The 19,902-nt window shown below is 73.6% G+C and carries 18 protein-coding genes; 7 read left to right on the forward strand and 11 right to left on the reverse strand.

The annotated features are described in order from the left end of the window. Positions 1-258: 258 nt before the first annotated feature. The 3 genes from murD to ABD671_RS03645 are packed head-to-tail and all read right to left on the reverse strand — an operon-like array spanning position 259 to position 3,419. Positions 259-1,584 carry a UDP-N-acetylmuramoyl-L-alanine--D-glutamate ligase gene (murD, locus tag ABD671_RS03635; protein WP_344731866.1) on the reverse strand — a complete coding sequence of 442 codons (1,326 nt, stop codon included), beginning with the start codon at positions 1,582-1,584 and terminating at the stop codon, positions 259-261. After that, positions 1,581-2,966 (reverse strand): MurL-like N-terminal domain-containing, encoded by a 1,386-nt coding sequence (locus ABD671_RS03640; RefSeq protein WP_344731867.1) that lies wholly within the window; start codon positions 2,964-2,966, stop codon positions 1,581-1,583. The genes murD and ABD671_RS03640 overlap by 4 nt, the downstream gene beginning before the upstream one ends. A 12-nt stretch (positions 2,967-2,978) precedes the next feature. Beyond that, the gene (locus tag ABD671_RS03645) at positions 2,979-3,419 is read right to left on the reverse strand and encodes an Lrp/AsnC family transcriptional regulator (protein WP_344731868.1); all 441 of its coding nucleotides are present in this window, start codon (positions 3,417-3,419) and stop codon (positions 2,979-2,981) included. A 91-nt stretch (positions 3,420-3,510) separates the two neighbouring features. On the opposite strand from ABD671_RS03645, the gene ABD671_RS03650 reads away from it, so the two are divergent. Next, on the forward strand, positions 3,511-4,419 hold the full coding sequence (locus ABD671_RS03650; protein ID WP_344731869.1) for a phenylalanine 4-monooxygenase: 909 nt from the start codon (positions 3,511-3,513) through the stop codon (positions 4,417-4,419). Here ABD671_RS03650 and ABD671_RS03655 read toward each other — a convergent pair. Both ABD671_RS03655 and ABD671_RS03660 read right to left on the reverse strand, forming a co-directional pair. Then, a complete protein-coding gene (locus ABD671_RS03655) occupies positions 4,403-4,606 on the reverse strand; it encodes a hypothetical protein (RefSeq protein WP_344731870.1) in 204 nt (67 codons plus the stop codon). The genes ABD671_RS03650 and ABD671_RS03655 overlap by 17 nt on opposite strands. A 98-nt stretch (positions 4,607-4,704) precedes the next feature. Continuing rightward, the gene (locus ABD671_RS03660; RefSeq protein ID WP_344731871.1) at positions 4,705-5,580 is read right to left on the reverse strand and encodes an alpha/beta fold hydrolase; all 876 of its coding nucleotides are present in this window, start codon (positions 5,578-5,580) and stop codon (positions 4,705-4,707) included. Positions 5,581-5,823: 243 nt separating this feature from the next. On the opposite strand from ABD671_RS03660, the gene dinB reads away from it, so the two are divergent. After that, positions 5,824-7,122, forward strand: a complete 1,299-nt coding sequence (gene dinB / locus ABD671_RS03665; RefSeq protein ID WP_344731872.1) for a DNA polymerase IV — start codon at positions 5,824-5,826, stop codon at positions 7,120-7,122. A 68-nt stretch (positions 7,123-7,190) separates the two neighbouring features. On the opposite strand, the gene ABD671_RS03670 is transcribed toward dinB, so the two are convergent. The 3 genes from ABD671_RS03670 to ABD671_RS03680 all read right to left on the reverse strand — a co-directional run bounded on the left by ABD671_RS03670 (position 7,191) and on the right by ABD671_RS03680 (position 9,014). Further along, on the reverse strand, positions 7,191-7,880 hold the full coding sequence (locus tag ABD671_RS03670; protein ID WP_344731873.1) for a sensor histidine kinase: 690 nt from the start codon (positions 7,878-7,880) through the stop codon (positions 7,191-7,193). Between the two features lie 97 nt (positions 7,881-7,977). Then, entirely contained in the window at positions 7,978-8,664 is a 687-nt protein-coding gene (locus tag ABD671_RS03675) for a LuxR C-terminal-related transcriptional regulator (RefSeq protein WP_344731874.1), read from the reverse strand. Further along, on the reverse strand, positions 8,661-9,014 hold the full coding sequence (locus ABD671_RS03680; protein ID WP_344731962.1) for a response regulator: 354 nt from the start codon (positions 9,012-9,014) through the stop codon (positions 8,661-8,663). The genes ABD671_RS03675 and ABD671_RS03680 overlap by 4 nt, the downstream gene beginning before the upstream one ends. A gap of 219 nt (positions 9,015-9,233) precedes the next feature. On the opposite strand from ABD671_RS03680, the gene ABD671_RS03685 reads away from it, so the two are divergent. The 3 genes from ABD671_RS03685 to ABD671_RS03695 are packed head-to-tail and all read left to right on the forward strand — an operon-like array spanning position 9,234 to position 13,274. Continuing rightward, positions 9,234-10,403, forward strand: coding sequence for a sugar ABC transporter substrate-binding protein (locus ABD671_RS03685; RefSeq protein WP_344731875.1), 1,170 nt, complete (start codon positions 9,234-9,236; stop codon positions 10,401-10,403). After that, on the forward strand, positions 10,400-12,871 hold the full coding sequence (locus tag ABD671_RS03690; protein ID WP_344731876.1) for an ABC transporter permease subunit: 2,472 nt from the start codon (positions 10,400-10,402) through the stop codon (positions 12,869-12,871). The genes ABD671_RS03685 and ABD671_RS03690 overlap by 4 nt, the downstream gene beginning before the upstream one ends. Next, positions 12,858-13,274: a Crp/Fnr family transcriptional regulator gene (locus ABD671_RS03695; RefSeq protein WP_344731877.1), complete on the forward strand. Its 417-nt coding sequence runs from the start codon at positions 12,858-12,860 to the stop codon at positions 13,272-13,274. The genes ABD671_RS03690 and ABD671_RS03695 overlap by 14 nt, the downstream gene beginning before the upstream one ends. Positions 13,275-13,353: 79 nt before the next feature. Here ABD671_RS03695 and ABD671_RS03700 read toward each other — a convergent pair whose 3' ends face one another. Further along, positions 13,354-13,728, reverse strand: coding sequence for a DoxX family protein (locus ABD671_RS03700; RefSeq protein ID WP_344731878.1), 375 nt, complete (start codon positions 13,726-13,728; stop codon positions 13,354-13,356). 77 nt (positions 13,729-13,805) lie between these two features. Between ABD671_RS03700 and ABD671_RS03705 the strand changes: the two genes are divergently transcribed. Then, entirely contained in the window at positions 13,806-14,288 is a 483-nt protein-coding gene (locus ABD671_RS03705) for a MarR family winged helix-turn-helix transcriptional regulator (protein WP_344731879.1), read from the forward strand. 19 nt (positions 14,289-14,307) lie between these two features. Here the strand turns inward: ABD671_RS03705 and ABD671_RS03710 are convergent, their stop codons facing one another. Continuing rightward, entirely contained in the window at positions 14,308-14,976 is a 669-nt protein-coding gene (locus tag ABD671_RS03710; protein WP_344731880.1) for a type 1 glutamine amidotransferase domain-containing protein, read from the reverse strand. 231 nt (positions 14,977-15,207) lie between these two features. Between ABD671_RS03710 and ABD671_RS03715 the strand changes: the two genes are divergently transcribed. Continuing rightward, a complete protein-coding gene (locus ABD671_RS03715) occupies positions 15,208-15,504 on the forward strand; it encodes a WXG100 family type VII secretion target (protein ID WP_344731881.1) in 297 nt (98 codons plus the stop codon). An 88-nt stretch (positions 15,505-15,592) separates the two neighbouring features. On the opposite strand, the gene ABD671_RS03720 is transcribed toward ABD671_RS03715, so the two are convergent. Next, positions 15,593-19,900 (reverse strand): type VII secretion EssC family protein, encoded by a 4,308-nt coding sequence (locus ABD671_RS03720; RefSeq protein ID WP_344731882.1) that lies wholly within the window; start codon positions 19,898-19,900, stop codon positions 15,593-15,595. Positions 19,901-19,902: the final 2 nt, after the last annotated feature.

Below are 19,902 nucleotides of genomic sequence, written 5' to 3' on the forward strand. Positions count from 1 at the left end.
CCCGATCAGGTCAACGGCGGACCGGACCCCACCAGTCGACGTTGTCGGCCGGCATCGGGGCCGGACCCCGGCCGTGCCGTTCGACGTGCGGGCAGTGACCCGCCCCGTAGAGACGTCGGCACCTGCGTGCCCGCTGCATCCGTCGCCATGCGCTCCCCCAAGCCATGGCTCCAGTCTTCGGAGCGGATGTCACGGACGTGTGAAATCCGCGCGAAGGTAACGGTGCGTGACCAACCCCACTCCCACGCGGGGGGCCGCCTACGGCTGGGGGTGGAGAGCAGCCAACCGGGCCACCGCGGCGGTGAAGACCTCGGCCCGCTCGGCGTAGTCGCGGAACCGGCCGAAGCTCGGTGCCGCGGGCGAGAGCAGGACGACGCCGCCGGGGCGGGCCCAGGCGAACGCCGCAGCCGTGGCCTCGCCGAGATCGTCGACGGCCCGCACCTCGACCTCCGGGGCGTGGTCGGCGAAGGCGGCGGCGATGCGCGGCCCGTTGTCGGGCAGGGTCAGGACGAGCAGTCCGCCCGCGCGGCCCGCCAGGCCGCGCGCGAGCGGCGCGTAGTCGATGCCGCGGTCCTGGCCGCCGACCAGCAGGGCGATGCGTCGTCCCGGGAAGGCGTCGACGGCGGCGAGGGTGGGGAGCACGTTGGTGCTGAGGCTGTCGTCGACGAAGGCCACGCCGTCGACGGTGCCGACCGGGGTGAGCCGGCTGCGCAGCGGCACGTATCCGGCGGCCGCGGCCGCGACCCGCTCGTCGTCGTCGGCGCCCGGCACCCCGAGGGCGACGAGGGCCGCGCGGGCCAGCGCGGCGTTGCGCACGTTGTGCTCGCCGAGCACCCCCAGCGCGTCGGTCCAGGCGGCCCGCGCGGCGGGCACGGTGCGGCGGCGCGGTCCGAGGAGGGCCGCATGCCGCTCGAGCTCGGGGTCGCCGACCGGGGTCAGCACGACCTCGACGCCGGGCCGGGTGCACAGCGAGAGCTTGTCGCGCACGTAGGTCTCGTAGCCGTGGTGCCAGGTGAGGTGGTCCTGGCTCAGCGAGGTGACGACCGCGACGCGCGGGCCGAGGCGCAGGTCGTGGGCCTGGTAGCTGGAGGTCTCGACGATGTACACGTCGGGGTCGGCCGGGAGGTCGGCCTGCGGGTCCCACGGCGGCGTGCCGAGGTTGCCGCCGACCACGCACCGGGCGCCCAGCCCGGTGGCCAGGGCACCGGCGATCGCCGAGGTGGTGCTCTTGCCCTTGGTGCCGGTGATGCACACGACCCGCTCGCGCGGCGCGCCCGCCAGCCACAGGCCCAGGCCGCCGACGAGGTCGGCACCGCCCGCGGCCACCTCGAGGGCCGGCGGGTCGTAGGGGCTGATGCCCGGACTCTTGATGACGACGTCGCAGGCGCCGAGCGCCGCCAGGCCCGCGGCGTCGGCGGCGAGCACCTCGCGGCCGTCGTCCGTGCGACCGCCGTGCGCGTCGACCAGGACCGCCGGGACGACGCCCTCGGCGTCCAGGCGGCGCAGGGTCGCGCGGCCCTCGACGCCGAGCCCCCACACGCCGACCATGCGGCCGCGCAGGTCGGCGAAGCCCAGCGCCGTCACGCCACGCCTGCGGGATCGACCGCCGTCGCGGGCTCGGTCGGCGGATCGGGCAGGAAGTGGGGGCCCTGCGGCGCGAGGAGCACCGCCGTGTCGGGCACGGCGAGCCCGGTGTCGGCGACGTAGGCGGCGAGCCGGTGGAGCAGCGGGGTGTCGGCGCGATCGGCGCGGTCGGCGGCCAGCAGGGTGGCGCGGCGGCACTCCCCCTCGTCGCCCACGCACTCCAACGGCTTGGGGCGGCCGACTTCGCCGAGCAGGGACCGGAAACGGCCCTCGAGGTCGTCGCGGGAGAGCGGCTCGCGGCCGTCGAAGATCGTCTCCAACTGCTCGCGACTGAGGTAGGGGCTGAGGATGAGGTCGATGAAGCAGCACTTGTCGCACTCGCCGCACCACCGGTCGCGACGCAGGCCCGCGTCGATGTGGAAGGCGCGGTTGCAGCTGCGGAACGCGTGGTGGTACTCGGCGAGGTCGGCGAAGCGCAGCGCGACCCACAGCTCGCTGTAGGGGCGCAGCGCCGAGTGGTAGTCGACGCCGGTGACGGTGGCGGCCAGCAGCTCGCGGAAGCGGGACTCGAACTCCAGGCCCTTGCTCCACTGGTGGTTGACCAGGACGCCGCTGGCGCGCAGGGCGGTGGGCTCGCTGGCCGAGTGCTCGTTCGACATCACGACGCTGTCGCGACCGTGCGCGACCGCCACCAGCACCGCGATCGCCGAGAGGACGCCCGTGACCGGCACGTGCCCGTTGAGGTAGCCGCGTTCGCGGGAGGCGAGCACCAGCGGGTCGAGACGACGCCGGGCGCGCAGCACCGGCAGGCCGGCGACGACGGCGGTCTCCTCGATCGGCGCGAAGAGGACGTCGGAGGTGTTGGCCACGAAGAGGACGGCGTCGGGGTGACGGCGTCGGGTCTCCTCGACGACCACGATCGAGTCGATGCCGCCGCCGAAGGGGATGAGGGGACGCCCCGGCGTCGTGGCCGCGGCCACCGGCGCGACCTCCCGCGGCTCACCCTCGACGACGACGTCGGAGAGGTCGAGGCCGTTGACGTAGGCGAACTCGGCCAGGCCGTGCAGGTAGACGTCGGCGAGGAAGTCGCGTTCGAGGGCGGAGAGGCCGCCCTCGACGACGATGCGCGGCGCGGCGGTGGTCTTCCAGTAGGAGACGCCGGCCATCAGCCACACCAGCCGCGCGGCGGCGTGGGCGCCCGGCGTCGACCAGTCGGCGTCCGGGCCCGCGTCGGCGCCGCAGTCGACGATCTCCTCGAAGCGCTCGCCGTCGGCCTCGTAGGCGCACCTCAGCACGCCGTCGGGGGTGAGGGTGTGCTCGAGGTAGCGGAACAGCTCGCCGCGAGGGCGGGCGGGACGGGTGGGGTCAGCGGCGGCGTTCATGACCGTCCGAGCCTACCCACCGCCCGCACCCCGGCCGTGCTCGGCGAAGATCAGCACGGTCTGGGTGGCCACCACCTCCGGCAGCGCCTGGATGCGGCCGAGAACCAGTTCGCGCAGATGGTCGGCGTCGCGGGCGCGCACCAGCAGCACGCAGTCGAAGTCGCCGGCCACGAGGGCCACATGCTCGGCCTCCTCGAGGGCGACGACCCGGTCGCGGAAGCTCTTCCAGCTGTTCTGCTTGATCCGCACGTGCACGTAGGCCGGCAGGCCCAGGCCGAGCGCGCGCGGGTCGACGTCGACGGTGAAGCGGCGCAGGACGCCGTCCTCACGCAGCCGGGCGATACGGGCGTAGGCGTTGGCGCGGCTGATGCCGACCCGGTCGGCGAGATCGCGCACGGAGGCGCGGGCGTCCTCGCGCAGGACGTCCAGCAGGCGGCGGTCGACGTCGTCCATGTTGAGACAATCTGCCACCGGAAACGCCAGATGGCGACCATCCGTCTCCGATGGGTTCCCGTCGGCGTGTCATCCGGCTCACACTCGGGCCATGTTCGAGGAGGCCCAGTACTTCGCTCCGCTGCGTGAACGCGCCGACGGCACGCTGGCCGTCGAGCTCGGCCGCGGCCACCCCGGCTTCGCCGACGCCGACTACCGCGCCCGCCGCGACACGCTGGCCACCCTGGCGGCAGCCTGGCGTCCGGGCATGCCGGTGCCGACCGCCGACTACACCGACGCCGAGCACGCCGTGTGGGCCGCCGTCAGCGCCGCCTTGGTGCCGCTGCACCGCAGCCACGCCTGCCGGGAGTTCCTCGAGGGCAAGGAGATCCTCGGACTCCCCCACGACCACATCCCGCAGCTGGCGGAGGTGAGCGCGACCCTGCGCCCGCTCACCGCCTTCACCTACCGGCCGGCCGCCGGACTCGTGCCGCTCGACCTCTTCTACGGCTCGCTGGCCGAGCGCATCTTCCACTCCACCCAGTACGTGCGCCACCACTCTGTGCCGCTCTACACCCCCGAACCCGACGTCATCCACGAGGTCATCGGGCACGGCACGACGCTGGCGCATCCGCGCTTCACCGCGCTCTACGAGCTGGCCGGCGCCGCCGCGCGCCGGGTGAGCACCCCCGAGGCACTGGAGTTCATCAGCAAGGTCTTCTGGTTCACCCTCGAGTTCGGGGTGGTCTGGCAGGGCGGCGAGCTCAAGGCCTACGGGGCCGGCATCCTCTCCTCACCCGGGGAGACGGCCGAGTTCCGCGACATCGCGATCCGACCGCTCGACCTGGTGGCGATGGGGACGACGAGCTACGACATCACCGCCTACCAGCCGCTGCTCTACGCGGCGGAGTCCTTCAGCCATGTCGAGGACGTCGTCGGCGGCTTCTGGGCCACCTGCACCGACGCCTCGATCGCCGACCTCACGGCCCGCTCGGCCGCGGGACTCAGAACGCCGGCTTGAACCAGTCCGCGTCGGTCGGGCCCGGCAGACCGGGGGTCGCGACGCCGTCGCCGTCCTCGAGGATCTCGGACCGATCGGCAGCCCGGTCGCGCGAGTGGCGTTCGCGGTGCGGGCAGTGCCCGGCACCGTAGCGGCGTCGGCACCGGATGGCGCGACGCTTCCTCTTGATGGCTCGCTTGACCCCCATGGGTCCATCGTGCGTCGGGAAACCCCGATGATCCAGTGCGCGGGCGGGAACGGACCGGTCGTCCCTCACATCGCCGGGGCGAGCGTCCCGAGCATCGGTCAGGACGCCGCGTGGTCGAGCACGAGGGCCGCGAGCCGGTCGGGCACCTCGTCGGGGATCCAGTGCGAGACCCCGGACAGCACCTCGAGACGGAAGCCGGCCGGGGCGTAGCGGGCGGCCCTCCGGTTGCTCTCCAGCCCGACCGCGACGTCGCCGTCGCTCCACACCTGGAGCACCGGGACCGACGCCGGGGTGCGCAGCAGTCGGGGAGCGGCCAACGCCATCGCGCGGTACCACCCGAGGCCACCGCGGGCGATGCGCCGATCGGTGAGGCGAGCGGCGTCGCGGGCCGCCACCGTCGGACGCTGTCCCGACGCCTCGAGCATCCGCGCGGCACGCCTCGGGTCGCCGAGCAGCAGTTCGGGCAGCACCGGGAGCTGGAAGGCGAGCATGTACCAGGAGTCGCGGGCCTGCCGCGTGGTGACCAGGGCGGAGAGGAAGGCGCCGGTGTGCGGCACGGAGACCGCCGTCAGGGTGCGGCACAGCTCGGGGCGGTCGCAGGCGACCCACCAGGCGAGCGCCGCGCCCCAGTCGTGGCCGACCAGATGCACCGGCTCGCCGATGAGGGCGGCGATCGCGGCGACGTCCTCGATGAGCTCCGAGGCGCGGTAGGACCACCGGCTGCGCGGCGCCGCCTCGGGACGGGTGCCGCGCAGGTCGGGCACCCACACCGGGTGGCCCGCGGCGAGCAGGTGCGGCACGACGGCGTCCCAGGAGCGACCGTCCTGCGGCCAGCCGTGCAGGAGCAGGAAGGGTGCCCGCGAGGTCGCATCACTCCCGTCGCCGGTAGGGGCGAACTCGCGCACCGTGAGCACGAGATCGCCGCGGCGGACCTCGTGCAGGCGCGGGGCGGACCGGTCGGTGGCGGAGGGCATGGCCGCACCGTAGCGACCCGGAGCGGGACGGTCGTCGTACCGGAGGCGGAGATCGGGGCCGGAGATCGGGCATCCCCGGATCGCACCGCCAACACCAGGGGTCACACCGGACAGGCGGAACTGCCCGCTGCGGGGCGGATCCGGGCCCGGAACGGCCGGTTTCCCCGGCCGGCCGGGGAAACCAGCCCCCCGGGCACCCCACCCGCCCTTGCCATGATCGAACGCATGTTCGATCATGGGGTCATGACGAGCGCCGGCATCCTGCACGCCGATCTCGACTCCTTCTACGCCGCGGTCGAGCAACGCGACCGTCCCGAGCTGGCGGGGCGCCCGCTGATCGTCGGCGGCGGGGTCGTGCTGGCCGCCAGCTACGAGGCGCGGGCCTTCGGGGTCCGCGGCGGCATGGGCGGCCGGGAGGCGATGCGACGCTGCCCGCACGCGCACGTCGTCGCGCCGCGGTTCGGCGCCTACGTCGAGGCCAGTCGCGAGGTGTTCGCGATCTTCGAGGACACCACCCCGATCGTCGAGGGGCTCTCGATCGACGAGGCGTTCCTCGACGTCAGCGGACTCCAGCGGCTCGTGGGTCCGCCGGCCGAGATCGCGGCCGCGCTGCGGGCCCGGGTGCGCCTGGAGGTCGGGCTGCCCATCTCGGTGGGCGTGGCGCGCACCAAGTACCTCGCGAAGGTCGCCAGCGCCGTCAGCAAGCCCGACGGCCTCCTGGTGGTCGAACCCGAGCAGGAGGTCGCGTTCCTGCACCCCCTGCCGGTCGAGCGGCTCTGGGGCGTCGGGCAGGTCACCGCCGCCAAGCTGCACGCGCGCGGCATCCGCACGATCGGCCAGCTCGCCGAGCACGCGGAGAGCGACCTCGAACTCGCCCTCGGCAGCGCCAGCGGCCGCCACCTGTGGGCGTTGGCGAACCTGCGCGACCCGCGGCCGGTCACCGTCGGACGCCGCCGCAGCTCGATCGGCTCGCAGTCGGCCCTGGGCGGTTCGCGCACCCGCACGCTGGAGGAGCTCGACGCGATCCTGGTCGGTCTCGTCGACCGGGTCAGCCGCCGCCTGCGCGCCGGGGAGCGCATCGGCCGCACGATGACCCTGCGCCTGCGCTTCGGCGACTTCGAGCGGGCCACCCGGTCGGCCACGATCCCGCGATCCACCGCCAGCACCGCCGCCTGGATCGACACCGCGCGGGCCCTGCTGCACACCTCCTACCCGCTGCTGCGCGAACGCGGGTGCACCCTCATCGGGGTCAGCATCTCGGGCCTGGTCGACGAGGTGCACGACGAGCAGCTCGAGCTCGACCTGTGGGGGCGCGAACGCCGGCGCGAGGAGTCCGCCGCCCTCGACCGCGCCCTCGACGCCGTCCGCGACCGCTTCGGCACCGCCTCGGTGGCCCGGGCGGTCACCGTACGGCGCGGCCCCCGATCGGACGCCGGCGCGTCGTCCCGGATCGAGGAGCCGACCCTGCCCGACCTCATGCTGGCGAGCTCGACCGGTGCTGCGCCGAGGTCGGCCCAGGGACGAGGTCCGCGGAGCCGATGACGACCTCGGCGCGACCGCTGGTCAGCCTCGGCGCCCACGCACCCACCGAGGGACATCGCCGGACGCCGTCACCCCGGCATCCTCGGGACCGCGGCGACCACGCAGGTGCCGTCGCGGGAACTCTCGATCCGTAGCCGGCCGCCGAGCGCGTGCACCCGGTCGACCATGTGCTGGATCCCCGACCCGGCGTCCACCCGGGCGGGCACGATGCCCTCGCCGTCGTCGTCGACGCGCACGACGACCTCGTCGTCGGAGACGATCAGCTCGATCACCACCGAAGCCGGCGTGCCCGCATGCCGCACCGCGTTGTCGAGAGCCTCCAGGCACACGAAGTACAGCGCCCGTCGGATCTCGGCCGGAAGCACGCTCTCCGGGGCGTGGTCGGCGCTGCCGGGCGCCGCGAACCGCACCTCCACTCGGGCGTCGAGACGTCGGGCCGCGAGCTGGAGCGCGGCCTGCAGTCCCTCGTTCTCGAGGATCGCCGGGTAGACGAGGTGGGCCATCGACCGCAATTCACCGAGGATCTCGCCGACCTCCCGCCCGAGCTCGTCGCACTCCTCCACCGAGGCCGCCGGGTCGACACCGATCCGCCGCTGCAGCATCCCGAGCCGCAGCCCCAGGATCGCGACGTGTTGCTGGAGGCCGTCGTGGATCTGCCGCTCCACCGCCCGGCGACGCGCATCGGACGCCGCGGCGAGTCGGCGCGCGACCTCCCGACCGGCGCCCGGCTCGGCGGGGAGGTCGAGGATGACGGCCATGGTCGTAGCATCCGCGCCGGCCTCGCCGTCCGACATCGGTGGGAGCACTGAAATCGATCCGCCGACGATCGGCGCTCCGCCCGACCGGTCGGAGGGCTCAGCGTCGCAGGTAGGCGAGGACGGCGAGCACGCGCCGGTGGTCGTCCGGCGCATCGGCGAGGTCGAGCTTGCGGAAGATCGCCCGCACGTGGCTCTCCACGGTGCGGGGGGAGAGCACGAGCCGCTCGCAGATGCCGATGTTGGAACGGCCCTCGGCCATGAGGGAGAGGATCTCCAGCTCACGGGCGCTCATGGCTGCCAGCACGGCGTCGTCCCGTCCGTCGGCGAGCAGCGCAGCAGCCACCTCGGGGTCGACGACGGAACCGCCGGCGCCGACGCGCCGCACGGCCTCGGCGAACGCCCCCAGGTCGGTCACCCTGTCCTTGAGCAGGTAGCCCCGCCCGGCGCTCGCATGCTGCAGAAGGGCGACGGTCGGGCCCACCTCGACGACCTGCGAGAGCAGCAGCACCCCGAGCCGGGGACGGTCCGACGCCAGCCGCGCCGCGACCTGGAACCCCTCGTCGGTATGGGTCGGGGGCATCCGGATGTCGACGATCGCGACGTCGACAGGCCCGTCGACGGCAGCGGAATCGAGCAGGTCGTCGAGGGCGTCGGGACCGGCCGCGAGGCCGGCGACCTCGAAGCCGAGTTCCGGCAGCACACGCGCGAGACCCTCGCGGAACAGCACCGAGTCGTCGCACACGGCGACCCGCAGGCTCGCCGCCTGCGGAGCAGGCGTGCTCACGTGACCGCCACGAGGTCGACAAGCGCCTGCACGGACAAGCCGTGCTTGGGGACGAATCCGGCCACCGGCGCCTGGCGCAGGCGTGCGCCGAAGTCCTCGGCATCACGAGTGGAGGTGAGGATCACGGCCGTGCGCGGCCAGGAGACGGCGACCCGCTCGGCCACCTCGAACCCGTCGAGGTCGGGGAGCTGCACGTCGAGCAGCACGAGGTCGGGTCGGAGCCTGGCGATCGCGTCCAGCGCGGCGGCGCCGTCCTCGACGGCACCGCAGACGCTGAACCGCTCCCCCTCCAGCATCGAGGCGACGAACGACCGGAAGCCGTCGTGATCGTCGACGATCAGGAGGGACATCACGGGCCGCACAGTACGCGCGGGCCCGCAGACACGTCATGCGTGCCAGCACGGAGCCTCCAGCGGGTAGGACCGCAGAGAACACCGCTCTGGAGGTACCGGGCACGCGGGGCCGACCGGGGAGGTACGGACGAGTTGGTGATCACCAGGACGCGACGTCACCGCGCAGCTACGGTGAGCCCACTCGGGATCGCTCCCCCACCCCTTCTGGATCATGAGATGTCACCCCTGACCCGTCGCAGCCTGCTGCGCGTGGGGTCCGGCACCCTCGCTGCCGCGGCCCTCGCGCCGTCGGTCTCCGGATGTTCCGCGTCGGCCGACCAGTCGACCGTCCTCGCGCGCCCCGAGCCGACCCGCTCACCCGCGCTCCCGGCCTTCGATCCCGACGCCCCGGCCGGCCGGCCCGCAGGCCTGCCGAGCCGGATCGCGTGGGCCAACACCAGCGACGTCGGCATCTTCGCCGCCCTCGGCGCCGGGATGCGCACGGCCGGCGAGGACGCCGGCCTCGAATACCTCACGGCCAACGCCGAGGGCGATCCGCAGCGCAACGCCGACCAGATCCGGACCTTCCTCGCACGCGGCATCGCCGGCATGACGATCCAGCCGCTGAACCCCGCCGCCCAGCAACCCCTCATGCAGGAGGCACTCGACCGGGGGGTGTGCGTGGTCGGGATCATCAACCATCCCTGCACCATCCAGGTCGCCGCGCGGCAGTACGACATCGGCCTCCAGCAGGGCCGGGCCGCGGCGCGCTACATCGTCGAGGAGCTCGGCGGGCGCGCCACCGTCTTCAACGCCAACCTCAACGAGATCGCACCCCAGCTGGAACTGCGCAACCAGGGCGTTCTCGCGGGCCTGGAGGAGGCGGGCGACGGCGTCGAGGTGATCGACACCTACGTCTCCTCGGGCGACCAGACACCCGAGCGGGTCTTCGCCCTCATCACCACCGAGCTCCAGCGCCATCCCGAGATCAAGGTGGTGCTCGGCGTCGACGGCTTCGTGCTGCCCGCCTACCGGGCCTTCCAACAGACCGGACGGCTCACCGACGACATGTACTTCGCCAGCATCGACGGCGCTCCCGAGGTGCTCGAGCTCGTCGGGCAGGGCGGGCCCTACCGCGCCGCGCACGCCTTCGCCTGGTCGCTCATGGGCTACGGCATGGGGCGCTTCGTCGCCGACTGGGCAGCCGGCCGTCCGGTGCCCCGGGCGATGGTGGCCGAGGCGACCCTGGTCGACTCCCCGGCCAAGGCCCGGCGGTTCCTCGCCGACGCCGCGGCGCCGCGGGCGACCTTCGAGGACCGCGAGCGCTACGGAACCTACCTGCCGCTGCTGGGCAACGTCCGCTTCGAGGACGCCGACCTCCACTGGACCGACGAGTACCAACCGTGATCGTCCGCACCCCGGCCGAGGGCAGCCGCCGACCAGGACTCGCCCTGGTCGGCGCCCTGCTGCTCGCCTGGTTCGGGTTGCGCTACCCCGGCTTCCTCTCCGTCGACAACCTCAGCACGATCGCGCTGTCCTCCTCCTTCGTGCTCATCGGCTCGATCGGCACGATGGCCCTGCTCGTCTGCGGACAGGTCGACCTCTCGATCGGCAGTCAGTACGCACTGGTGTCGGTGGTGTGCGCGCTCGTCGGCCACCACACCGGATCGTCGTGGTCGGCCGCGGGTGCCGCGCTGACGACGGGGATGCTGCTCGGCGCCATCAACGGCCTGCTGGTGAACCTGCTGCGGGTCACCCCGCTCATCGTCACCCTCGGAACCCTCGGGATCTACGGGGGCCTGGCCTACGCAGCGAACCAGGGGCAGACCGTCTTCGGGCTCCCGCCGGGTCTCACCGACTTCGGTCGGGCGACGGTCGCGGGTGTGCAGGTCACCGTCCTCGTCGGGGTGGCCGTCTTCGTGATCTCCAGCGTGCTGCTCGTCGGCACCGTCACCGGTCTGCGTCTCTACGCGACGGGCGGCAACCCGTCCGCCTCCGCCCTCGTCGGCGTTCGCGTGCCGCGCCTGGTGGTGGTGACCTTCGCCCTCAACGGCCTCCTGGTCGGACTCGTCGGACTCGTCTCCACCGCCCAACTCGCCAGCGGCTCCCCCCAGGTCGGGGTGGACTTCGAGCTGCACGTGCTGGCCGCGGTGATCCTCGGCGGCGTGGCGTTCACGGGCGGACGCGGCCATCCGCTCGGCGTCCTGATCGCGGTGGCGGTCATCGGCGTCCTCGACGCCGGCCTGATCTTCGCCGGCCTCGACGACTGGTGGCAGCAGATCACCCAGGGCGGCGTGCTGCTGGTGGCGCTGGCGGCCGACCAGGCCGTGATCGCCCGTCGGGAGCGCCGCATCCGCACCGGCGCGACGAGGAGCCCCCTCCCGGTACGGGCGCCCGCCGTCCCCGCCCGCCGCACCCGCGACGACAGCGGCCAATCGGGCATCGTCGTGGCGGTCGACGACCTGACGGTCCGCTTCGTGGGATCGGAAGCCCTGCGGTCGGTCTCCCTCGACATCCGAGCCGGGGAGGTCGTCTGCCTCGTCGGCGACAACGGCGCCGGCAAGTCCACCCTGGCCCTGTGCCTCGCCGGTGCCGTGCGGCCCGCAGAGGGAACCATCGCCCTGGACGGCGTCCCCCTGACCGCCGACCCGGGACGCGCCCGGCGCCTCGGAGTGGAGACGGTCCACCAGGACCTCGCCCTGTGTCCCAACCTCAGCATCGCCGACAACCTGGCCGTCGGGCAGGAGCCGCGGCGGCACCTCGGCGGCATCCCGCTGCTGCGTGACAACGAGGCAGCCGAACGGGAGGCGCGCTCGCGCCTCGACGAACTGGGCATCGGCATCGACGACCTCCGCCGTCCGATCAGGTACCTCTCCGGCGGCGAGCGGCAGCTCGTGCAGATCCTCCGCGTCATGCGCCCGGGCGTGCGGGTCGTGATCATGGACGAGCCGACCGCCGCGCTCGGTCTCAACCAGGCCACAGAGGTGCGGGCGCTGGTGCGCGCCATCGCGGCCTCCGGGACGCCGGTGCTGCTCATCACCCACGACGTCGAGGAGGTCTTCGACGTGGCCGACCGGGTACTGGTGCTGCAACGCGGCGAACTCGTCTTCGACGGGCCGGTGGGCGAGGTCTCCCGCATCGATCTGCTGCGGATGATGTCGGGACGCACCCGTCTCCAGGCCGCCCAGATCCTCGAGGCGGTGGGCTCGGAGAGGCGGCGGATCGAACGCGACCTGCACGACGGCGCCCAGCAGGGCCTGGTCACCTCCGCCCTGATGCTCAACCTCGCGCGGCAGCGGTTGCACGAGCGGGCCGGTGCCGCCGACGACGTGGGCGACGTGGTCGACCTGCTCGACAGCTGCGCACAGACCCTGCAGACCTCCCTGGCCGAGATGCGGTCGTTCAGTCGCGGGCTGCAGGCCGGCGTCCTGGAGCGGGAGGGTCTCGTCGGCGCTGTGCGCGTGCTCGCCGACCGGGCGCCGGTGCTGGTCGATCTGCGCGCCGCCGACGTCCCGCGGCTGCCGCCACCGATCGAGCGGGCCGCCTACTTCGTCGTCGCCGAATCGCTCACCAACGCGCTCAAGCACGCCGGCGCGGGCCGCATCACCATCGAGATCGCCCTCGACACGAGCTCCCGCGGCGACCTGCTCGAGGTCTCCGTGGTCGACGACGGGATCGGCTTCGACCACCCCGGTGACGGCACCGGGATCGCCGGTCTGCACGAGCGGATCGCGCCCGTGCACGGCGTCCTGGAGATCGACAGCGCCCCGGGCGCAGGTACCACCGTCTCGGCCCAGTTCCCTGTGCTGGGCCTTCCCCCCACCGCCGACGACCTGTCGGCCCCACCCGAGAGGAACCACCATGTTCAACCGTAAGGAACGGGCCGAGGAGGCCCGGTTGCGCGAGCTCGCCCGCATCGAGCGATTCGCGAGCCTCACCGACGACGAGCTGGACGCCGTCATCGAGGCCGCCACCTACCTCACCGTGCCGGAGGACTGGACGGTCATGGCCGAACTGACGCCCGCCGACAAGGCCTACGTGCTGCTCGCCGGCGAGGTCTCGGTGCGCCGGCACGGCGAGGAGATCGCCCGCCTCGGGCCCGGCGAGATCATCGGCGAGATGGCCCTGGTCGAGCACCGGCTGCGATCGGCCAGCGTCGTGGCCCTCACCCCGCTGGAGGTCCTGCACATCACCGCCGAGGCCTTCGAGACGCTGCTGGAGACCGTGCCGCACTTCCACGACGTCCTGATCGGGGCGGTCGAGGAGCGCCACGGCTGAGTCGCCACCCGTCGTCGACGCGTGACGCCCCGTCGTCCGGACTCTCGGCCGGGCCGCGGGGCGTCACGCCGTTCGCAGGTCAGAAGGAGTGCGGACCGAACCGCCCCCAGGCCACGAAGGCCGAGGCGAGCAGCAGCACGACCGCGGGGACGGCGCCCGGGCCCTCGCCCCGGCGCAGGTGGACGACGATCGCGCCCGCCATGGTCAGCGCGAGGCCGGTGGCGGCGATCGGCGCGAGCACGGGGGCGATGTCGACGAGCGGCGGCAGGATCAGGCCGATCGCGCCGAGCAGCTCGACCGCGCCGATGGCCTTGACCCCGGCATCGGAGGAGTCCTCCGCCCACCCCATCCCCGAAGCGACGAGCTTCGCCCGGGGCTGGGCGAGCTTCATCAGACCGGCGGCGGCGAAGGCGGCGGCGAGCACGCCGGCGACGATCCAGAGGGCGATGTTCATGGGGACTCCTGGTTGATTGTTGACGCTTCAACTCCAGAGTGCCGATAATTCGTTGAAGCGTCAAGTAAGGTGGCCGCATGGCCGCCGAACCGAGCTCCCCAGCACCGCGCTGGCTCGACGACGACGAGCACGAGGCATGGCGCTCGACGGCGATGCTGCTGATCCGCCTCCCCGCGCAGCTCGACGCCGAGATGACCCGCCGATGCGGGCTCACCTTCTTCGAATACTCCCTGCTGGCAGTGCTCTCGGAGAGTCCCGAGCGCACCCGGCAGATGAGCGAGATCGCGGCGGCGACGTCGTCCTCGCTCTCGCGTCTCTCCCACGTCGCGACGCGCCTGGAAGGGCGCGGCCTGATCCGGCGTACCCGGGTGGAAGGGCCCGGTCGACGCACCAACGCCACCCTCACCGAGGAGGGCATGGCGCTCGTCGTCGCGGTGGCGCCGACCCACGTGGAGATCGTCCGGGAGCTCGTGCTCGACCGGCTCACGCCCACCCAGCTGACGACGTTCGGCCGGCTCGCCGGCCGCATCGCCGCGGGGGACGACTGCCCCCCGCGGTGATGCCGGCAGCGCCGCAGAATCAGCCCAGCAGCTCGACGACAGCCGTGCCGACCGACCCCGCCGACTGCGGGTTCTGACCGGTCACGAGCCGACCGTCGACGACGACGTGGTCGGTGAAGTCGGGAGCGGGCACATGGGTGGCACCGCGCGCCACGAGCTCGTCCTGGAGCAGGAACGGCACGGCCTCGGTCAGACCGACCGCCTCCTCCTCGGCGTTGGTGAACCCGGCGACACGGCGACCCGCGAGGATCGAGGAGCCGTCGCTCAGCGTGATGCCGAGCAGGGCGGACGGGCCGTGGCAGACCGCGGCGACCACGCCGCCGTCCTCGAAGACCGCGCGGCCGACCCGAGCGACGTCGGGGTCCTTCGGGAAGTCCCACATCGTGCCGTGGCCGCCGACGTAGAGCACGGCGTCGTAGGACGCCGGGTCGACGTCGGCCAGGCGCGGGGTGTCGGCGAGCTGGGCGGCGATGTGGTCGTCCTCGAGGAACGCCTTCTGTGCCGGGTCGTCGAGGTCGAGACCGTCCTGCGGAGCGACCCCGCCCGCGATGGAGGCGACGTCGACGTCGTAGCCGGCGGAACGGAACTGCTCCCAGGGGTGCGCGGCCTCGCCGACGTACCACCCGGTCGGGCGGACGCCGCCGAGATCGCCGTGGCTGGTGAGCACCAGGAGGACGCGGTGGGACATGGGAATCGACTCCTTCGTCGTGGCGTGTGGTCACCCGGCACAACCCGCGCGGACGGCGCCGCCTTCCTCCCGACCGGGTGAGACGCCCCACCGCGACGAGCCACCGGGAAATCTCGCGGTCGGAGGTATGGGCCGGATCACGTCTGGGTAAAGCCCTGTCGGGGCGATCGCGACCCCGTCGTCCGGGACCGACTCGGGCACCAGACCACCCAGACCACAAGGGAGACCCCCATGGCGAACGTGAACGTGACCTACCAGGAGATGGAGGCTCAGGCCGACAAGCTCGTCTCCGCCCAGCAGGAGATCGACAGCTACCTGCGCAACCTCAAGAGCCAGGTCGACGGCCTGGTCAGCGGCGGCTTCGTCACCGACGCCGCCTCGGGCGCCTTCCAGGGCTCCTACGAGGAGTTCACCACCGGCGCGCAGAAGACGATCGAGGGCCTGCACGGCATGGCGCAGTACCTCAAGAAGGCCGCTCAGACCTTCCGCGACGTCGACAGCCAGCTGTCCTCGGCCCTCAAGGGCTGACCCGTTCCGACGGCGAAGGCCGGGACCCTCTCGGGGGTCCCGGCCTTCGGCGTTCCCGGGCCGCGTGGCGGTCGGCCCGGGAACGAGATCACTCCTCGACGAGCGTGGCGACCTGCACCAGCTCGCCGTCGCCGGCGTGCAGCCAACCGGTGCCCGGGCGCACCGGCTGGCCGATGATGCTGCGCGGCAGGCGCAGACCGACGAGGTCGCCGTCGGAGAGCCCCTGCGGGCACAGCAGCAGACCGGTGCGGGCCTTGCGGGCCTCGACGTTCCAGCCCGAGATGCCGGAGGTGAGCCCGTCGCTGTGGCCGCCGGCGAGCAGCAGCAGGTCGCTGCGGCGTCCGCGCACCACCTCGAGGAACAGCTCGGAGCCGCCGCAGTCGCGCAGCTGCTCGGCGTCGTCGAGCACCAGCAGCACGCGACCGCTCGCACCCTCCAGTGCCTCGGTGTAGGCGGAGCCCGGCGTGGAGGCCTCGGTGATGACACCGCGCACCCCCGGGGTGCCGGCCAGGTCGCGCAGGGGGCTGGGGCGCGGCGCGACGACCAGCACCTCTCCCCCGGTCGCGAGGTAGGAGCGGGCCGCGCCGAGGAGCACCGAGCTGCGACCCGAGCGGCCGGGCCCGGCGACGAGGAAGCTCGGCGCGCCGGCCGGGTCGAGGCTGAAGGTGCGCAGGTCGTCGCCGCCGACACCGAGCACCACCCGCGGGGTGGGGGCGTCGGTGGGCGGCAGCGCGAGGGCGAGCTCGAGCGTCGCCCGCGCCGGCAGGACGTCGACCCGGAACGGGCGGCGCCCCTCGGGCGCCGGAGTGGTGCCGCGGGCCAGCTCGCGCAGGGCCGCCGCCTGCGCCGGCCCGGAGTCGTCGGCCGACAGCAGCATGATCTGCACCTCCTCGCCACCGGGGGTGAACCCGCGACCGGCGGGGATGCGCTCGGGGATCGCCCGGGGCGAGAGCCCGATCATCGTGTAGTCGGAGCGGTCGGCCAGCCGCATGGCCAGCTTGTTCTCGGTCATCGTGGCCACGCGCGAGTTGCTGGCCAGGGTGCGGTCGCCGGTGATGACGGCGTGGACGCCGAGGCTGGCACCCTCGCGCAGGATGCGGGTGACGCCGTCGAAGACCGTGTCGATCTCACCGATGGTGGTGGCGAAGCCCTCCCAGCGGTCGAGCAGCAGCACGAGGTGGGGCAACGGCTGGTCGCCGTGGGCGCGCTGCTCGGTGATGTCGGCGAACCCGCCGGCGGAGAGGATGCGCTGGCGCTCGTCCATCGCGGCGGTCAGGCGGGACAGCAACCGGCCCGCCCGCTCGGGCTCGGTGCGCGAGACCACCGCACCGCAGTGCGGCAGGTCGGCGAGCGGGTTGAGGGCGCCGTTGCCGCAGTCGAGGGCGTAGAGGTGGACGTCGGCGGGGTCGGTGCGGGTCGCCACCGAGGCCGCGATCGCCCGCAGCGCCTGCGACCGACCGGCCTTCGCCGAGCCGATGACGAGCAGGTGGCCGTCGGCGGCGAGGTCGACGGTGACCGGCCGCTGGCGCTGCTGACCGGGCAGGTCGATCCGGCCGTAGGGCAGGGCCGGCACGTGCCCCGGCGCGAGCGGGGTGCGCGGGGCCTGCTCCCACACCTCCTCGGCCTGGAGCTGCTCGGGCAGCGGCTCGAGCCACGGGCTGCGCTGGGCGGGGATGCCCTCCTCGGCGGCGGCGGCGCCGATGGCCCGCACCACCGCGGCGAGGTCGGTGTCGGCGACCTCGTCGTTGGAGCGGACGCTGGGGCGCGGTGCGGTGTAGCCGGCGCTCTCCCACGTCATGCGCGCCAGGAACGGCGGCGGGATCTCGGCGACCGCGGCACCGGGACGGCGTCCGCCGACGCGGCCGGCCTGGAAGCCCTGGAGCGAGCTCGCGCCGGTGCGGGCGAACGCCCGACCCGGGGCGCTCTTGGGGATGCGCGCGGAGTCGGGTGCGTCGATGACGTCGGTGGAGTCCGAGACGTCGTTGACCCGCAGGGCGATCCGCAGGTTGGTGTTGGCCCGGATGTCGGCGGAGACGACGCCGCTGGGTCGCTGGGTCGCCAGCACGAGGTGGATGCCGAGCGAGCGGCCGAGCTGGGCCACGCTCACCAGGCCGGTGACGAAGTCGGGGAGGTCCTTGGACAGCTGGGCGAACTCGTCGATGACGATGAGCAGCCGGGGCAGGGCCGGTCGGTGCGGCTCGCGCAGGCAGAGGTCCTGGTAGTCCTCGATGTCCTTCACCCCGGCCTCGGCGAGGAAGTGCTCGCGATGCTTGAGCTCGGCCTGGAGGGAGGCCAGGGCGCGGACGACGAGGTGCGGGTCGAGGTCGTTGACCTTGCCGACGGTGTGCGGCAGCTTCACGCACTCCTTGAACGCGGAGTCGCCCTTGTAGTCGATGAGCACGAAGTTGAGCTGGTCGGGGCGGTTGGCGATCGCCAGCGAGGCGATCATGGTCTGGAGCAGCTCGGTCTTGCCCGAACCGGTGGTGCCCGCGACCAGGCCGTGCGGCCCGTCGGCCTTGAGGTCGAGCCGGAAGGGACCGTCGATGCCGACGCCGAGCACCATCGAGGTCGAGCGCGGCTCGAGCACCCAGCGCGAGCGGATGGCGTCGGGGGTGGGGTCCTCGAGCGCGAGCACCTCCAGCAGCCGCGCGGAGTCGGGCAGCGTGTCACCGCCGGCCTCGACGCCGACGTCCTTCAACGGCGCGAGGGCGCGACCGAGGCGCTCGGCGAACCCGTGTCCGACGGCGTCGACCAGCACCCGCGGGACGGTCGGGTGGCCGGCGCGGCTCAGCGTGCCATAGGAGGGGTGGGCGGGGTCGAGCAGCAGCGTGGCCGAGCACGCCTCGGGCAGCGACCGCTCGTCGTCGTCGGTGCAGACCGCGTACACGCCGACGGCGGGACCCTGCTCGAGGATGCGGCTCAGGCCGGGCAGACCCCGCATCTGGCGGTAGCCGTGCAGGACGACCACGAGCGTGGGGAAGCTGTCGGCGGCCAGGCCGTGCTGGTCGCGGGAGGCGTCGGTGCGCTGCTTGACGACGTCGGCGATGCCCGCGACGAGCGCGGTCGTGGTGGTGGTGTCGTTGCCGATCATGGCCGCCGGGCCGTCGGGGTCGTCGGGGCGCAGGTGCGGCAGCCAGCGCACCCATCCCCAGTCGGCGCCGGCCTGGAGGGAGAGGAAGGCCAGGGAGAGGTCGCGCGGCGCGTGGTAGGCGGCCAACTGGGCGACCTGCCACCGCAGGACGCCGGCGACCCGGTCGGCCGGGCCCGCGACGCCCAGCACCCCGGCCTCGGCCAGCGGCACCGCCACCGGCACCTCGCGCAGCCGGTGGTCGGCGCCGTCGGTGGCGCCGGTGACCTTGACCGTGGAGGGGATGTCGGCCGATCCGACCCGCAGCACGAGGGTGTCGGGGTCGTGCTTGCGCCGTTCCCACAGCCGACGGCCGGGCAGGAGGGCGGTGAGCAGGGTGGCCGCGGCGTCGGGCATCTCGTGGCGCAGGCGACGCTGCTCGGCGGCGATGCGCTCGTCGAGGTCGGCCTGGGCGCGGGCGAGGGCCTCCTCGTACTCGGCCACCGCCTGGCGGTGGTCCTTGGCGGAGCCGCGGCGGTCGCTCCAGGCGTTGGCGATCATCATGAGCGGGCTCATCAGGGCGAACACGAGGTAGAACGGCGAGCGCATCACCGTGGCCATGACGATGCCCAGCGCGAGCGGGGCGATCATCGCGACCACCGGGATGCGGCGGCCCTTCGGCTCGATCGGCGCCTTCGGCACCTCGACGCTGGGGGTCAGGTGCAGGGGGCGGATGCGCGGCGGGCGCAGGAAGTTCGACCAGCCCGGCTCTGCGGGCTCGATGGCGGCGTCAGCCGGTTGGGCCGCGCGCAGCTCGAGCAGGGAGTCGCCGGCGTGCAGGATCTGGCCGGGCTCCCAGGCGACCGGACTCTCGGCCGGCACCGGCTCGCCGTCGAGCAGGGTGCCGTTGGCCGAGCCGAGATCGAGCACCGTGACGGCGTCGGCGCCCACCTCGACGCAGCAGTGCCGCCGCGACATCGCCTGGTCGCCCCAGGACGGCGCGCCGCTGCGGCCGAGCTCGTGGCGGCCGATCGGCAGCGTGAAGACGCCGCCGGCCGCGGGGCCACCCACCACGTGCAGCTGCCACCCGGTGGTGGGCGTCTCCGCCTCGGGGCCGCTGCCGTCGAGGCGCAGCACCTCGCCGTTGCGCAGACCGGCCTCGGCCACCCGTGCCTCGGCGGCCACGTCGGGCACGCCGCCGGCACCGACCAGGGCGCCGCACTCCTGCCGCACCGCCTGGTGCAGCCTCTCGACGGGGAGGTCGTCGTCGCAGTCGACGAGGACGTCGGTCTCGCCGTCGGGGGTGCGGACGGTCAGGGTGATGCGCACGA

It is taken from the genome of Nocardioides fonticola, from assembly GCF_039536805.1.
In the GTDB taxonomy this organism is placed as follows: Bacteria; Actinomycetota; Actinomycetes; order Propionibacteriales; family Nocardioidaceae; genus Nocardioides; species Nocardioides fonticola.

Coding starts and splice junctions, on each gene's coding strand:
- ABD671_RS03655 (WP_344731870.1), bottom strand. CDS start 4,606: ATGGGGGTCAAGCGAGCCATCAAGAGGAAGCGTCGCGCCATCCGGTGC.
- dinB (WP_344731872.1), top strand. CDS start 5,824: ATGACGAGCGCCGGCATCCTGCACGCCGATCTCGACTCCTTCTACGCC.
- ABD671_RS03650 (WP_344731869.1), top strand. CDS start 3,511: ATGTTCGAGGAGGCCCAGTACTTCGCTCCGCTGCGTGAACGCGCCGAC.
- ABD671_RS03670 (WP_344731873.1), bottom strand. CDS start 7,880: ATGGCCGTCATCCTCGACCTCCCCGCCGAGCCGGGCGCCGGTCGGGAG.
- ABD671_RS03705 (WP_344731879.1), top strand. CDS start 13,806: ATGGCCGCCGAACCGAGCTCCCCAGCACCGCGCTGGCTCGACGACGAC.
- ABD671_RS03680 (WP_344731962.1), bottom strand. CDS start 9,014: ATGTCCCTCCTGATCGTCGACGATCACGACGGCTTCCGGTCGTTCGTC.
- ABD671_RS03695 (WP_344731877.1), top strand. CDS start 12,858: ATGTTCAACCGTAAGGAACGGGCCGAGGAGGCCCGGTTGCGCGAGCTC.
- ABD671_RS03685 (WP_344731875.1), top strand. CDS start 9,234: ATGTCACCCCTGACCCGTCGCAGCCTGCTGCGCGTGGGGTCCGGCACC.
- ABD671_RS03700 (WP_344731878.1), bottom strand. CDS start 13,728: ATGAACATCGCCCTCTGGATCGTCGCCGGCGTGCTCGCCGCCGCCTTC.
- ABD671_RS03710 (WP_344731880.1), bottom strand. CDS start 14,976: ATGTCCCACCGCGTCCTCCTGGTGCTCACCAGCCACGGCGATCTCGGC.
- ABD671_RS03660 (WP_344731871.1), bottom strand. CDS start 5,580: ATGCCCTCCGCCACCGACCGGTCCGCCCCGCGCCTGCACGAGGTCCGC.
- ABD671_RS03645 (WP_344731868.1), bottom strand. CDS start 3,419: ATGGACGACGTCGACCGCCGCCTGCTGGACGTCCTGCGCGAGGACGCC.
- ABD671_RS03640 (WP_344731867.1), bottom strand. CDS start 2,966: ATGAACGCCGCCGCTGACCCCACCCGTCCCGCCCGCCCTCGCGGCGAG.
- ABD671_RS03715 (WP_344731881.1), top strand. CDS start 15,208: ATGGCGAACGTGAACGTGACCTACCAGGAGATGGAGGCTCAGGCCGAC.